The 13893-nt window shown below is 44.0% G+C and carries 11 protein-coding genes; 9 read left to right on the top strand and 2 right to left on the bottom strand.

Annotation, left to right across the window (positions count from 1 at the left end):
• Positions 1-40 precede the first annotated feature (40 nt).
• The 6 genes from AC4PG5_RS09815 (at position 41) to AC4PG5_RS09840 (ending at position 6599) form a co-directional block, all read left to right on the top strand.
• Complete coding sequence (locus AC4PG5_RS09815; RefSeq protein WP_492028719.1) at positions 41-1414, top strand: aminopeptidase P family protein; 1374 nt, start codon at positions 41-43, stop codon at positions 1412-1414.
• 76 nt (positions 1415-1490) lie between these two features.
• Positions 1491-2969 carry an RNA polymerase factor sigma-54 gene (rpoN, locus tag AC4PG5_RS09820; protein ID WP_492028720.1) on the top strand — a complete coding sequence of 493 codons (1479 nt, stop codon included), beginning with the start codon at positions 1491-1493 and terminating at the stop codon, positions 2967-2969.
• A gap of 19 nt (positions 2970-2988) precedes the next feature.
• Complete coding sequence (locus tag AC4PG5_RS09825) at positions 2989-3654, top strand: hypothetical protein (protein ID WP_492028721.1); 666 nt, start codon at positions 2989-2991, stop codon at positions 3652-3654.
• A 29-nt stretch (positions 3655-3683) separates the two neighbouring features.
• Positions 3684-4064, top strand: a complete 381-nt coding sequence (gene gcvH / locus AC4PG5_RS09830; protein ID WP_492028722.1) for a glycine cleavage system protein GcvH — start codon at positions 3684-3686, stop codon at positions 4062-4064.
• Positions 4065-4132: 68 nt separating this feature from the next.
• Positions 4133-4639: a 5-(carboxyamino)imidazole ribonucleotide mutase gene (purE, locus tag AC4PG5_RS09835; protein WP_492028723.1), complete on the top strand. Its 507-nt coding sequence runs from the start codon at positions 4133-4135 to the stop codon at positions 4637-4639.
• A gap of 121 nt (positions 4640-4760) precedes the next feature.
• On the top strand, positions 4761-6599 hold the full coding sequence (locus AC4PG5_RS09840) for a 4-hydroxy-3-methylbut-2-en-1-yl diphosphate synthase (RefSeq protein ID WP_492028724.1): 1839 nt from the start codon (positions 4761-4763) through the stop codon (positions 6597-6599).
• Between the two features lie 96 nt (positions 6600-6695).
• Here the strand turns inward: AC4PG5_RS09840 and AC4PG5_RS09845 are convergent, their stop codons facing one another.
• Together AC4PG5_RS09845 and AC4PG5_RS09850 are read right to left on the bottom strand one after the other, a co-directional pair.
• Positions 6696-8348, bottom strand: a complete 1653-nt coding sequence (locus AC4PG5_RS09845) for an AMP-binding protein (protein ID WP_492028725.1) — start codon at positions 8346-8348, stop codon at positions 6696-6698.
• A gap of 33 nt (positions 8349-8381) precedes the next feature.
• Entirely contained in the window at positions 8382-8957 is a 576-nt protein-coding gene (locus AC4PG5_RS09850; protein WP_492028726.1) for a helix-turn-helix domain-containing protein, read from the bottom strand.
• 396 nt (positions 8958-9353) lie between these two features.
• Here AC4PG5_RS09850 and metG point away from each other — a divergent pair, with 396 nt between their 5' ends.
• The 3 genes from metG to AC4PG5_RS09865 are packed head-to-tail and all read left to right on the top strand — an operon-like array spanning position 9354 to position 13887.
• Positions 9354-11429, top strand: a complete 2076-nt coding sequence (gene metG, locus AC4PG5_RS09855) for a methionine--tRNA ligase (protein ID WP_492030733.1) — start codon at positions 9354-9356, stop codon at positions 11427-11429.
• 6 nt (positions 11430-11435) lie between these two features.
• The gene (locus tag AC4PG5_RS09860) at positions 11436-12884 is read left to right on the top strand and encodes a lipopolysaccharide biosynthesis protein (protein ID WP_492028727.1); all 1449 of its coding nucleotides are present in this window, start codon (positions 11436-11438) and stop codon (positions 12882-12884) included.
• 4 nt (positions 12885-12888) lie between these two features.
• Positions 12889-13887 carry a glycosyltransferase gene (locus AC4PG5_RS09865; RefSeq protein WP_492028728.1) on the top strand — a complete coding sequence of 333 codons (999 nt, stop codon included), beginning with the start codon at positions 12889-12891 and terminating at the stop codon, positions 13885-13887.
• The last annotated feature ends 6 nt before the right edge of the window (positions 13888-13893 follow it).

Below are 13893 nucleotides of genomic sequence, written 5' to 3' on the forward strand. Positions count from 1 at the left end.
ATCTTATCTTTGTAGATAAACTTAAAAAAAATCAAACACTATGTTTAGTAAAGAAACGTATATTGAACGCAGAGCTGCATTAAAGAAAAAATGTGGTTCCGGCGTGTTGTTGTTTTTAGGAAATGAGGAATGTGGCTTAAATTACGCCGACAATACGTTCCGCTATCGTCAAGACTCAACTTTCCTCTATTATTTTGGAATCTCTTCACCGGGACTCTCTGCTATTATTGATATTGATGAGGACAAAGAAATCATCTTTGGTGATGAATTAAGCATCGACTATATTGTATGGATGGGTATCCAACCAACGCTGGAAGAGAAAGCCCAGCAAGTGGGTATCATGCAGACTCAGCCAGCAAATGAGGTGATCGGTTATTTGAAACAATGTCGTGCACAAGGACGAGACGTTCATTTTCTCCCTCCTTATCGTCCGGAACATAAACTTAAACTCATGGATTGGCTCGGATTGATGCCCAATCAACAAGAGGCTTCTGTGCCATTTATCCGTGCAGTCGTCGCCCAACGGAATTATAAAACCGACGAAGAGATTGTCGAGATTGAAAAAGCTTGCAACGTTACTGCCGATATGCATATCGCAGCAATGAAAGTCCTTCGTCCCGGGATGTACGAATATGAGGTCGTTGCAGAGATGAACCGGGTCGCTATGGCTGCTAACTGTGAACTCTCTTTTGCGACCATTGCAACCATTAACGGACAAACGTTACACAACCACTATCATGGCAATCAAGTGAAGCCAGGCGACTTATTCCTAATTGATGCCGGAGCAGAAGTACCTTCAGGTTATGCCGGTGATATGTCGTCGACCATTCCGGCTGATAAAACATTCACCTCGCGCCAACGCGAAGTCTATTGCATACAGAATGCCATGCATACCGCTTCGGTTGAAGCTCTACGCCCGGGAATACCTTATATGGAAGTCTATGAACGATCGGCTAAAGTCATGTTCGATGGTTTGAAACAGCTGGGATTAACCAAAGGGAATGCCGATGACGCTATACGCGAAGGCGCTCATGCACTCTTCTACCCTCATGGGTTAGGTCACATGATGGGACTTGATGTACACGATATGGAAAATCTTGGAGAGCTATGGGTCGGCTATAACGGACAACCGAAAAGCACACAATTCGGACGTAAATCGCAACGTTTAGCTATCCCCTTGGAACCAGGATTTGTACATACCGTAGAACCAGGCATCTACTTTATCCCCGAATTGATCGATCTTTGGAAAGCTGAAAAGAAGTTTACAGACTTTATCAATTACGACAAAGTGGAGAGTTATAAGGACTTCGGAGGTATCCGTAATGAGGAAGATTATCTGATTACAGCAACCGGAGCACGTTTATTAGGGAAAAAGATACCACTTACCCCTGAAGAAGTGGAAGCTTTGCGATAAAATTTGACCTCGATGCTGTGTAATCTGTCGCTAAAAAGCTATTTTTGCAACAAGAAATAAAAGAAGGCTAGATTTTATGGCACAAAGCTCAAATCAAGTACAGTCTCAGGCGCAACAACAGGTACAAACCTTATCACCACAACAAGTCTTAGTGGTCAAGTTGTTGGAACTTCCGGCTATTGAACTGGAAGATAGGGTTCGTGCCGAGTTGTTGGAAAATCCGGCTTTGGAAGAAGGACACGAAGAAGAGTCGTTTGATGATAGCTTCGATAAAGAGTCCGACCAAAACATGGAACAGGAGAACGGAGACTATGATGATCTGAAAGACTACTTGAGTGAAGACGATATCCCTGATTATAAACTACAGGAAAACAACCGTTCGAAAGAGGAAAAGGCTGAAGAAATACCTTTTTCGGACGTGATTTCTTTCTACGAAACCCTCAAAACACAGTTAGGTGAGAGACCGCTAACAGATCATCAGCACCAACTTGCTGAGTACCTGATCGGTTCACTCGATGATGATGGCCTATTACGCAAATCTCTGGAGAATATTAGCGATGAGCTAGCTATCTACATCGGCATCGAGACCACGACTCACGAATTGGAAGAGGTATTACAAATTATTCAAGATTTTGATCCGGCAGGGCTTGGGGCACGAAGCTTACAAGAGTGTTTACTCATACAGCTCTCTCGAAAAAAGGAGGAAGAGCCAGATAACCAACTACTTGCCATTGAAGAACAAATCATTGCAACTTGTTACGAAGAGTTTACCCGTAAGCATTGGGATAAAATCATTAAAAAGTTAAATCTTGATGAAGAACGCTTTAACGAGGCAATCACCGAAATCACACACTTGAACCCACGTCCCGGCGCTGCCCTTGGTGAAAGTATCGGACGTAATCTCCAACAGATCGTACCGGACTTTATCATTGAGACCTATGATGATGAAAGTATCAACATCAGCTTGAACAATCGGAACGTTCCAGAATTGCGCATGAGTCGTAACTTTACAGAGATGCTGGAGGAACATACCGCAAACAAAGCCAATCAATCGAAAGAATCGAAAGAGGCCATGCTTTTCCTAAAACAGAAGATTGACGCGGCACAGGGTTTTATTGACGCCATTAAGCAACGCCAAAACACCCTGATGACCACCATGAAAGCAATTATTGATTTCCAACGTCCATTCTTTGTTCACGGGGATGAATCGTTACTACGCCCAATGATCCTGAAAGATATAGCCGAAATGACCGGCTTCGACATCTCAACGATTTCACGCGTCAGCAACAGTAAATATGCTCAAACCAATTTTGGAATCTACGCTTTAAAGTATTTCTTCAACGAAGGTTATACCACTGATGAAGGCGAAGAAATGTCGGTCCGAGAAATTAAAAAAGCTCTTCAAGACTTTATTAACAACGAGAATAAAAAGAAACCGTTTACCGATGATGAATTAGCCGATCTACTCAAAGAGAAAGGCTATCCCATTGCTCGACGAACCATTGCCAAATACCGACAACAACTAGGTATTCCTGTTGCCCGCTTAAGAAAATAACTCAAACCTCAATTTGCATATGAATAAAGAACATATCATAATGGATAGATCACTCCTACGCATTGCCCGAGTGACTTCAATGATCTTTACACCTTTCTCTATTCCGTTTTTGGCGTTTCTGGTTTTGTTCCTATTCTCGTATTTACGTATAATGCCGATACAATATAAATTAGTCGTATTAGGCATTGTGTACTGCTTCACGATATTAACGCCCACGATCACGATCTTTCTGTTTCGGAAGATCAATGGTTTTGCCTTTCATGAGCTTAGTGAGCGCAAGAAACGATATGTCCCCATCCTACTCACCATCATCTCTTACATCTTTTGTTTGCTAATGATGCGCAAATTAAATATTCCTTGGTACATGATCGGAATTATATTATCTTCGCTCATCGTTTTACTCATCTGCATTGTGGTCAACCTCAAATGGAAGTTGAGTGAGCATATGGCCGGCATGGGGGGTGTTATTGGTGGATTGGTCGCTTTCAGTGCATTATTTGGATATAACCCCATTTGGTGGTTATGTCTGTTTATCCTAATTGCAGGCGTATTAGGAAGTGCAAGGATCATCTTAGGTCATCACACCTTAGGTGAAGTATTATATGGATTTGCAGCAGGGTTTATTTGTGCCTTATTGGTTTTACACCCCATGCTGAACAGTTTATTCAGAATATTTTTATTTTAACGTATTATAAATCTTAAAAACTAATGATTATGAATTTTCCACAAAACTTAAAGTACACCAACGAACACGAATGGATTCGTTTGGAAGGCGATATCGCTTATGTCGGCATCACTGACTATGCCCAAGATCAATTGGGAGACATTGTATTCGTTGATATCCCTGCTGTAGGCGAAACCCTTGAAACCGGCGAAACATTCGGTACCATTGAAGTTGTAAAAACAATCTCCGACTTGTTCTTACCAGTAGGAGGCGAAATATTAGAGATTAACGAAGCATTGGAGGAAAATCCTGAGCTAGTCAACCAAGATCCATACGGTGAAGGCTGGTTGATCAAACTCAAACCAACCGATGTTAATGAAATAGCAGGCCTATTAGACGCAGAAGCTTATAAGAGCCTCATCAATAGTTAATAGACTATTTTATTATAAACCTGTGTGTTGTTCCAAGGAGCAACACACTCTAAAAAACAGTGATTAGCATGAATCCAATCGTTAGTATCATCATGGGTAGTACATCCGACCTTCCGGTCATGGAAAAAGCCGCTCAACTACTCAATGATTTGCACGTACCGTTCGAAATGAACGCTCTTTCGGCTCACCGCACGCCAGAAGCTGTGGAAGAGTTTGCAAAAAACGCCCATAAACGGGGGATTAAAGTCATCATTGCCGCAGCAGGCATGGCTGCTCACCTACCAGGTGTGATTGCCGCCTCTACGCCATTACCAGTGATTGGTGTTCCAATCAAATCATCTCTCGATGGTATGGATGCCCTTCTTGCCATAGCTCAAATGCCTCCGGGTATCCCTGTGGCTACTGTAGCCATCAACGGTGCACTCAATGCCGCCATTCTTGCCGTACAGATGCTGTCACTTGAAGACAAGGATTTAGAAGAGAAATTCATCACTTTCAAAGAGGGACTCAAAAAGAAAATCGTCAAAGCAAACGACGAGTTGCAAGAGATTAAGTACGACTACAAAACCAATTAACCCAAACGATTGGAAAAATAAAATAAACGACCGGAACAGTTTCTCTGCCTCGGTCGTTTAATCCTTAAACGTAGTCGGTTCAAATCCGACTACATCTGATTAGAAACTAAAACCAATAACCGTGGATTTATTCAATTACTCTCGTAGAGAGACTTCCGAAGTACATATCGGTGCTGTTCCCTTAGGCGGCTCCAATCCTATTCGCATCCAATCAATGACCAACCGTTCAACGATGGATACCACGGCTTGCGTGGAGCAAGCGATGCGTATCGTAGATGCCGGAGGAGAATATGTTCGTTTAACAACACAAGGCGTTCGGGAAGCAGAAAACCTCATGAACATCAATATTGGCCTTCGCAGTCGCCAATACATGGTTCCACTCGTAGCTGATGTACATTTCAATCCTAAAGTAGCCGAAGTCGCCGCTCAATATGCTGAAAAGGTACGCATCAATCCGGGGAACTATACCGATGCCGCGCGAACCTTCAAGCAACTAGAATACACCGATGAAGAGTACGCTCTGGAGATCGAGAAAATCCGCGAACGTTTCATTCCTTTTCTCAATATCTGTAAAACCAATCATACTGCCATTCGTATTGGCGTCAATCACGGATCACTCTCCGATCGCATTATGTCCCGCTACGGCGATACCCCGGAGGGAATGGTCGAGTCGTGCATGGAGTTCTTACGCATCTGCATCGAACAACAATTCATGGACGTCGTGATTTCCATCAAAGCCTCGAACACCGTTGTTATGGTCAAAACCGTACGTTTATTGGCTGAGATTATGGAAAAAGAAGGGATGCATTTTCCCCTTCACCTTGGGGTCACCGAAGCTGGTGATGGTGAAGACGGCCGCATCAAATCGGCCTTAGGTATCGGAGCCCTTTTAAGTGATGGCTTAGGCGATACCATACGCGTTTCATTGAGTGAGGCTCCCGAAGCAGAGATACCCGTTGCCCGGAAGCTACGCGATTACATCTTGCAACGGCAAGATCATCCTTATATCCCCGGCCCGGAAACACCGACATTCGACTATCTATCTCCTACGCGCCGTCAGACGGTTGCCGTAGGATCTATTGGTGGCCATCATCTACCGGTTGTTGTAGCCGATCGCCTAGACGGGCAATTCCCTACCAATCGTCAGTTTACTCCCGACTATATTTACGCCGGAAGAGCCTTGCCTAATTCTATCGAAGAAGGTGTCGGTTATATTCTCGATGCCGATGTCTGGTCGGGCGAACCTCAAACTTACCCCGCTTTTAATCGTGCTCAACTCCCCTTCATCGGAGATTGCCAAAGCGCTATGAAGTTTTTATTCTTGTCGTATATGGAATTGGATGACGAAGCTATCGCTTGTTTAAAAGCACACCCGGAGGTCGTCATTATTGCTCAGAGCAACCATCCTAACCGATTAGGTGAACACCGGGCATTGGTACACCAACTCACATCGGAAGGCCTCACACAACCGGTAATCTTCTTCCAACACTATGCCGAAGAAGTGGCCGAAGATTTACAGATCAAAGCTGCAGCCGATATGGGCGCACTGATTTTCGACGGTCTATGCGATGGTCTCTTCCTCTATAATCAGGGAGGACTAAATCACGATACCATCGATGCCACAGCCTTTGGTATCCTGCAGGCCGGAAGAGTACGCACTTCAAAGACAGAATATATCTCTTGCCCAGGCTGCGGACGCACCCTCTATGATCTAGAAGCCACGATTGCTCGCATCAAAGCAGCAACATCCCATTTGAAAGGATTAAAAATCGGCATTATGGGCTGCATTGTGAACGGCCCGGGTGAAATGGCCGATGCTGATTATGGCTATGTCGGCGCAGGAAGAGGAAAGATTAGTCTCTATAAAGGTAAAGTTTGCGTGGAAAAAAACATTCCTGAGGAACATGCCGTTGAACACCTCATTGCACTCATCAAAGCCAATGGGGACGACCAACCCTAAAAAAATAATTAAGCACGAAGCTAGATCATTTTAGCTTCGTGCTTAATCCATTATTCTCCGAACCCTTTTTTCTCAGAGTAAATAAACTCCTCAAGACTAAATGATCTCAATTCCTTGTTGCTCACAAAGCATCAGTCCGACCTCTTTCAACTTAAATTTTTGAATTTTACCACTACCGGTCATCGGGAACTGATCCACAAAAAAAACATGCTTCGGTATCTTGTAACGGGCAATCTTTGATTTGCAGAAATCGCGTATGTCCGATTCGACTAATGAGGCTCCGTCTTTCAAAATAATAAAGGCCGCAACAACCTCACCATATTTAGGCGAAGGCAATCCCACCACTTGAACGTCTTTAATCCCATCCAGATGATACAAAAACTCTTCAATCTCGCGCGGATAGATATTCTCTCCACCACGGATTATCATATCTTTGATTCTTCCCGTGATTCGATAGTTGCCCTCTGCATCCTTAACCCCTAAATCGCCCGAATGCAAGAAGCCGTTACGATCGATCGCATTCGCAGTACCCTCTTCATCTTTATAATACCCCTTCATGACATTATAACCGCGACAGCACATCTCACCTTGCACACCATCCACACACTCTTCACCAGTCTCCGGATCAATCACCTTAACCTCTGTGAAAGCAAAATCACGTCCTACCGTATGGCACCTCACATCGAAAGGATCATCAATCCGTGTAGCTGTCATGCCAGGAGAAGCCTCTGTGAGCCCGTAAACACTAGTCACCCGCATATACATTTTCTCCTGCACTTGGCGCATTAATTCCACGGGACATAATGCTCCGGCCATAATGCCGGTTCGCAAAGAACGCAAATCGAATAAGTCGAACATCGGATGATGTAATTGCGCAATAAACATAGTGGGCACCCCATACAAAGCGGTGCATCGTTCTTTATGAATAGAAGCAAGTACGACCAGCGGGTCAAAACGCTCCACCATGACTTGTGTACATCCGTGAGTTAAACAGTTCATCGTAGCCAGAACGACTCCAAAACAGTGAAAGAGAGGTACACAACAGCAAAGTTTATCTTCTGCTGTAAAAGCCATATGTTCGCCAGTCAGATAACCATTATTGGTGATGTTATGATGAGTCAGCATGACTCCCTTAGGAAAGCCGGTTGTTCCCGAAGTATATTGCATATTCACCACATCATGAGCCAAGACTAAGCGCTTAGCTTCTTCCAGACGATCATCGGTCACGTTGTTCCCCAGAAGTAGAAGTTCCGGAGTATTAAACATCCCCCGATGTTTTTCCTGTCCGATATAGACCACATTCTTCATCATCGGAAAGCGCTCGCTTTTCAAATGTCCACGTTCCGATGTTTTAAGTTCGGGCAACATCTCATAGGTCATATCGACAAAATCACTATCTTTCTCACGGTCCACAATACAAAGCGTATGCATGTCCGAATGACGACAAAGATATTCCAGCTCCGACTGCTTATAATTGGTATTTACCGTCACCGCTACCGCGCCAACCTTAGCACAAGCGTAAAGAACCGTCAGCCAGTCCGGCACATTCGCCGCCCAAAGGCCAACGTGTGTCCCACGCTCCACACCAATAGCCATCAATCCCTTAGCCATGTCATCCACACGGCGATTGAAACGACTCCAAGTAAAGCGAAGGTCGCGATCAGCGTACACGATATATTCCTTGTCGGGCGTAACCGAAGCCCAATGCTCCAGCCAATCGCCCAACGTACGATCAAATAATTTATCCATAAAATGTTGTTTCGTTTTGTCGTGATCAAAAGATTAAAGAGGAGTGTAAATCACCGCCAAGATCTTAGCAGCTTTACCCTCGTAAGCGTGAACATGATGAGGCACGATCGAATCGTAATAGATACTATCCCCTTCTTCCAACAAATAAGTGTGCTTACCATAACTGATTTCCATCACGCCTTCCATCACCATGATAAACTCCTCACCTTCATGTGATGACAGAATGAAGTCACTATCCTCCGTAGGCATCACATCGATTACAAACGGTTCCATGTGCCTGTCGGCTTTAGACTTCGACAGTGAGTGGTATTCCATATGCTTGCGTGAGCGAATAGCATTATTAGAAAAACTGATGGCATCTTGAGCCTCTTTCTTCCGACAAACCACCGGTCCCATCTCGTCTTGATCATCGAGAAACGTTCCGAGTCGCACCCCAAGAACGCGGGCAATCTTAATCAACGGTGCCAATGAAGGAATATCAACATTATTCTCAATGCGCTCAATTTGCTCTATAGCCAATCCGGAACGTTCGGCCAAATCTTCCAAAGCGATAGACTTACTCTCACGTAAGGTCTTTATTTTCTCGCCAACAATTTTACTTTTATCCATAGGAGTATTTATTTTGTTAACCACAAGGTTATAATTTAACATCTGTTTGCCGCAAATTTAAGAAATTCTTCATAGACTCCAACTATTATCTGAAAAATCGAAAGAAAAGAGTAAAAAAGCACGAAACACGCCTCATCACACTTCTAACCATAATTCTCTACAGCAGTTAAAACAAGAGTTCACTTCTCCTCTCTATCCTTTATTAATGAGCCATTCTGTAAAACCTTATCATATAAACAGATAAGACCGACATAAAGATCGACCAAAAAGAAATAAACAACGGTTTGAATCGTTTCGAATTAAAAAAGGAATCTTTGGAGTGCCAAACCGAGAAGAATAACTTCAGTCTTCCTCTTTTTCCAAACCAACCCCAATGATTTTCAAAGCTTTTTCGGTATCTTTGCCCACAGAAATAACTTCACACACGATAGAATGGAAAAGAAATTCAAAAGAACGACCGTTACGTCGGCTTTACCGTATGCTAATGGTCCAGTCCATATCGGCCATTTGGCCGGAGTATATGTACCGGCAGATATTTATGTACGCTACCTGAGATTAAAGAAACAAGAGGTCTTGTTCATCGGTGGTTCCGACGAGCATGGTGTACCTATCACCATTCGTGCAAAGAAAGAAGGCATCACTCCACAGGACGTGGTCGATCGCTATCACACCCTTATCAAGGATTCATTCAAGGATTTCGGGATTTCGTTCGACGTTTATAGTCGTACTTCCTCACCAACTCATCACCAGTTGGCATCCGATTTCTTCAAACACCTTTACGACAAGGGCGAGTTTATTGAAAAGACATCCGAACAATATTACGACGAAGAGGCACATCAATTTTTAGCCGACCGTTACATCACGGGAGAATGCCCACACTGTCATGCTGAGGGTGCTTATGGCGACCAATGCGAGAAATGTGGAACCTCACTCTCGCCAACCGATTTGATTCATCCCAAAAGTGCAATCAGCGGTAGCCAACCAGTGATGAAAGAAACTAAACATTGGTATTTACCTCTCGATAAACACGAAAATTGGTTGCGCCAATGGATCTTGGAAGATCACAAAGAATGGCGTCCAAATGTATACGGACAATGTAAGAGTTGGTTGGACATGGGCTTGCAGCCTCGTGCAGTCAGCCGCGACTTGAATTGGGGTATCCCTGTTCCGGTAGAGGGTGCCGAAGGTAAAGTGTTATACGTTTGGTTTGACGCCCCCATCGGTTACATCTCAAACACTAAAGAGTTGCTTCCGGACACTTGGGAAACTTGGTGGAAAGATCCTGAAACTCGCTTGGTACACTTCATCGGAAAAGACAATATTGTATTCCATTGCATCGTGTTCCCAGCCATGTTGAAAGCTGAAGGAAGCTATATTCTACCCGACAACGTGCCAAGTAATGAATTTTTAAACCTCGAAGGAGATAAAATCTCGACGTCACGCAACTGGGCGGTATGGTTACACGAGTACTTGATCGATTTCCCTGGTAAGCAAGACGTACTTCGCTACGTTTTAACAGCTAATGCCCCGGAAACTAAAGACAACGACTTCACTTGGAAAGATTTCCAAGCCCGTAATAATAACGAACTAGTAGCCGTTTATGGTAATTTCGTCAACCGTGCCATGGTACTGACCCAAAAGTATTTCGACGGGAAAGTTCCTGCTTGCAGCACGTTGACTGATTATGACCACGAGACGTTAAAAGAGTTTGCCGACGTAAAAGCTGAGGTTGAAAAGTTATTGAATGTTTTCAAATTCCGCGATGCTCAGAAAGAAGCAATGAACTTAGCTCGTATCGGCAACAAATATTTAGCAGACACAGAACCTTGGAAGTTGGCAAAAACAGACATGGAACGTGTCGGTACGATTCTAAATATCTCTTTGCAACTCGTAGCCAACTTAGCTATTGCTTTCGAACCGTTCTTACCTTTCAGCTCGGAGAAACTTCGACACATGTTGAACATGGCAAGCTTCGACTGGGCAGAGCTCGGACGTCATGATCTACTTCCTGCAGGTCATCAACTCAACAAGCCGGAACTGTTGTTCGAAAAGATCGAAGATTCAGCCATCGAAGAACAAGTACAAAAGTTGTTGGATACCAAAAAAGCAAATGAAGAAGCCAACTATAAAGCAAATCCGATCCGCGAGAATGTGGCCTTCGACGATTTCTTAAAACTCGATATCCGTGTCGGTACGGTTTTGGAATGTCAAAAAGTTCCTAAAGCAGACAAACTGCTTCAGTTTAAGATTGACGACGGATTAGAAACTCGTACCATTGTGTCGGGCATTGCCAAACATTATCAACCGGAAGAACTTGTGGGTAAACAAGTTTGCTTCATTGCTAACTTAGCTCCGCGTAAGCTCAAAGGTATCGAAAGTCAAGGCATGATTCTCAGTGCAGAGAACAACGATGGTTCGCTGGCCGTGATTATGCCTCAAAAAGAGGTAAAACCCGGGAGTGAAGTGAAATAATCGACCATGGGTGAAACTTCACTAAAACAGAAGACTATAGGAGCATTGCTCTGGAACTTGCTGGACCGTATGGGCCAGCAAGTTTTATTGTTTATTGTCGGCATCATCGTCGCGAATATTCTTTCCGTAAAAGATTACGCGCTAGTGGGTATGTTGGCCATCTTTACAGCTATTGGAAACATCATTCTCGACAGCGGCTTCAGTGCGGCTCTCATCCGTAAACAGAAAGCGACCACGACCGACTATAACTCCGTCTTCTATTTTAATATATTCATCAGCCTCACTCTTTATGCCCTACTCTTTGTCGGAGCTCCGGGCATTGCAACCTACTTTAATCAACCCCTGCTGACTGATCTAACTCGAGTGATCTTTTTAGCTTTACCGCTGAACTCACTCAGTTTAATACAGAGCACCTTACTCAACAAAGAGGTCAAGTTTAAGATCTTAACCAAAGTCAACCTACTCTCGCTAACCCTTTCAAGTGGTGCCTCTCTAGCTATGGCCTATAGTGGCTGTGGGGTTTGGACTCTAGCCTGGCAACCGGTGATCCTTGCCTTTTGTCGCTCACTCCTTCTTTGGTTCTTTAACGATTGGCGTCCCCAACTTCAGTTCAGCTCACAAAGTATTAGAGAACTTTTTCGTTTTTCATCCGGATTACTGCTGGCTAGTCTAGTGAATGCCATCTTTACCAATATCTATTCCGTAGCAATTGGAAAAATCTATCCGGCAGAACAACTCGGTTTCTACACCCAAGGTAATAAATTCAGTCTGATGGTGATTAGCGCCGTTTATTCTAGTCTACAGACCGCCACCTACCCAATCTTCTCGAGTATACAGGATGACCGAGAGCGTAGCTTGCGTTCTTATCGAAAGACGATGCGGTTCACCTCATTCATCACTTTTCCGTTGCTATTTGGTTTGGTTGCTGTGGCTCGTCCATTCATTACTCTAATCCTAAAGCCAGAGTGGATGGGTTGTATCCCTTTCTTTCAACTCACCTGTCTAGCTGGGATGTTCACCATACTCACCTCAATCAACCAGAACTTTGCCAAGGTACATGGACGTTCCGATTTGATTTTCAAATTGGAAATAGCCCGCACCCTCATGATCGTCATCGCACTAGTCGCGACCATGAACCAAAGTGCACTGACCATGATTTTGTTCCAAGCCGTGGCACAAGCTGCCATCTATCTGGTTAGCATTGTATGTATTGGAAGAGCCGTGGGATATCATTGGTTCAAGCAACTCCAAGATATTGGTCCATACCTCATCTTGTCGGTTGTCATGTGGGCACTCTTACTCCTTCCCGATCGGTTCATCACCGCCAATGCCTTATTACTCCCAATAGAAATCATTATGGGCTTACTCTTCTATTACACGGCCAATCGTTTACTCGGATCGACCATCCTCAACGAAGCAGTTGAACTGATCTTTAAGCCCAAAAAGAAATCATAATCTTATGGAATTGCCTGTTAAAGTAAGTATCATCATGCTGGCTTACAACATCGACCGTTATATAGAGACGGCGATCAAAAGCGTACTTGCCCAAAAAACGAGCTATCGGATACAGCTCGTCATCAGTGAAGATTGTAGTACCGATCGTACATTTGAGATCTGTACACACTACGCTGAGCGCTATTCTGACCGCATCACCTTGGTGCGTCATGAACAAAATGTGGGATTACAACGAAATTTCATGGATGCCCACCAACATTGTACGGGTGAGTATATTGCCATATGCGATGGCGATGATTATTGGATCAACAAACATAAGCTTCAACGGATGACTGATTTCATGGATGCTCATCCCGATTTCTCGACTTGTTTCCATCGGGTGGTCAACTATTACGAAGAAGATCAAAGTAAAAGCCTGTCGAACGGTCATCAAGCCATGGTGACCAACATCACTCATCTAGCACAAAGCAATTACATCACCAACTCCTCTTCTCTCTTCCGAAGAGCCTATTTTAAAGAGCTGCCGGAGTGGTTTTCCCAAATCACCTCCTGCGACTATGCCATGCACTTGCTCAATGCACAATATGGCAATATCTATTACTTCAAGACTCCGATGGCTGTCTATCGGAAACATAATAAGGGAATTTGGAGTGAAGCGCAAGTTGAGAAGCGGCAATATGCGGCGCTTCACGTCAGAGCGCTACTTCTCGATCATTTCAAATCGCAAGAAGTCGTCTATCACCATTTGCGTCACGCTTACCGTAACATTGCTTTCTATTTGATTCGTTACTACCGTTCAGTAGGAGCAGATGAAGGGAAAATCACGGAAACATTCGAACGGATCGGGCAATATTATCCCGATCAGACCCTTGAAGAACTGCGACAACAAGAACGAGATGAAGCTGTACGTTGCCATGCACGATCACTTCGTCAACACGTGTTTAGTCTGCTTAGTAAGGTACGGGAAGTTGTTTCACGATGGATCCCACTTCCCAAGATTTAAACCGTT

It is taken from the genome of Bacteroides sp. QWL-09, from assembly GCF_058683585.1.

Coding starts and splice junctions, on each gene's coding strand:
- AC4PG5_RS09815 (WP_492028719.1), top strand. CDS start 41: ATGTTTAGTAAAGAAACGTATATTGAACGCAGAGCTGCATTAAAGAAA.
- rpoN (WP_492028720.1), top strand. CDS start 1,491: ATGGCACAAAGCTCAAATCAAGTACAGTCTCAGGCGCAACAACAGGTA.
- AC4PG5_RS09825 (WP_492028721.1), top strand. CDS start 2,989: ATGAATAAAGAACATATCATAATGGATAGATCACTCCTACGCATTGCC.
- gcvH (WP_492028722.1), top strand. CDS start 3,684: ATGAATTTTCCACAAAACTTAAAGTACACCAACGAACACGAATGGATT.
- purE (WP_492028723.1), top strand. CDS start 4,133: ATGAATCCAATCGTTAGTATCATCATGGGTAGTACATCCGACCTTCCG.
- AC4PG5_RS09845 (WP_492028725.1), bottom strand. CDS start 8,348: ATGGATAAATTATTTGATCGTACGTTGGGCGATTGGCTGGAGCATTGG.
- AC4PG5_RS09850 (WP_492028726.1), bottom strand. CDS start 8,957: ATGGATAAAAGTAAAATTGTTGGCGAGAAAATAAAGACCTTACGTGAG.
- AC4PG5_RS09860 (WP_492028727.1), top strand. CDS start 11,436: ATGGGTGAAACTTCACTAAAACAGAAGACTATAGGAGCATTGCTCTGG.
- AC4PG5_RS09865 (WP_492028728.1), top strand. CDS start 12,889: ATGGAATTGCCTGTTAAAGTAAGTATCATCATGCTGGCTTACAACATC.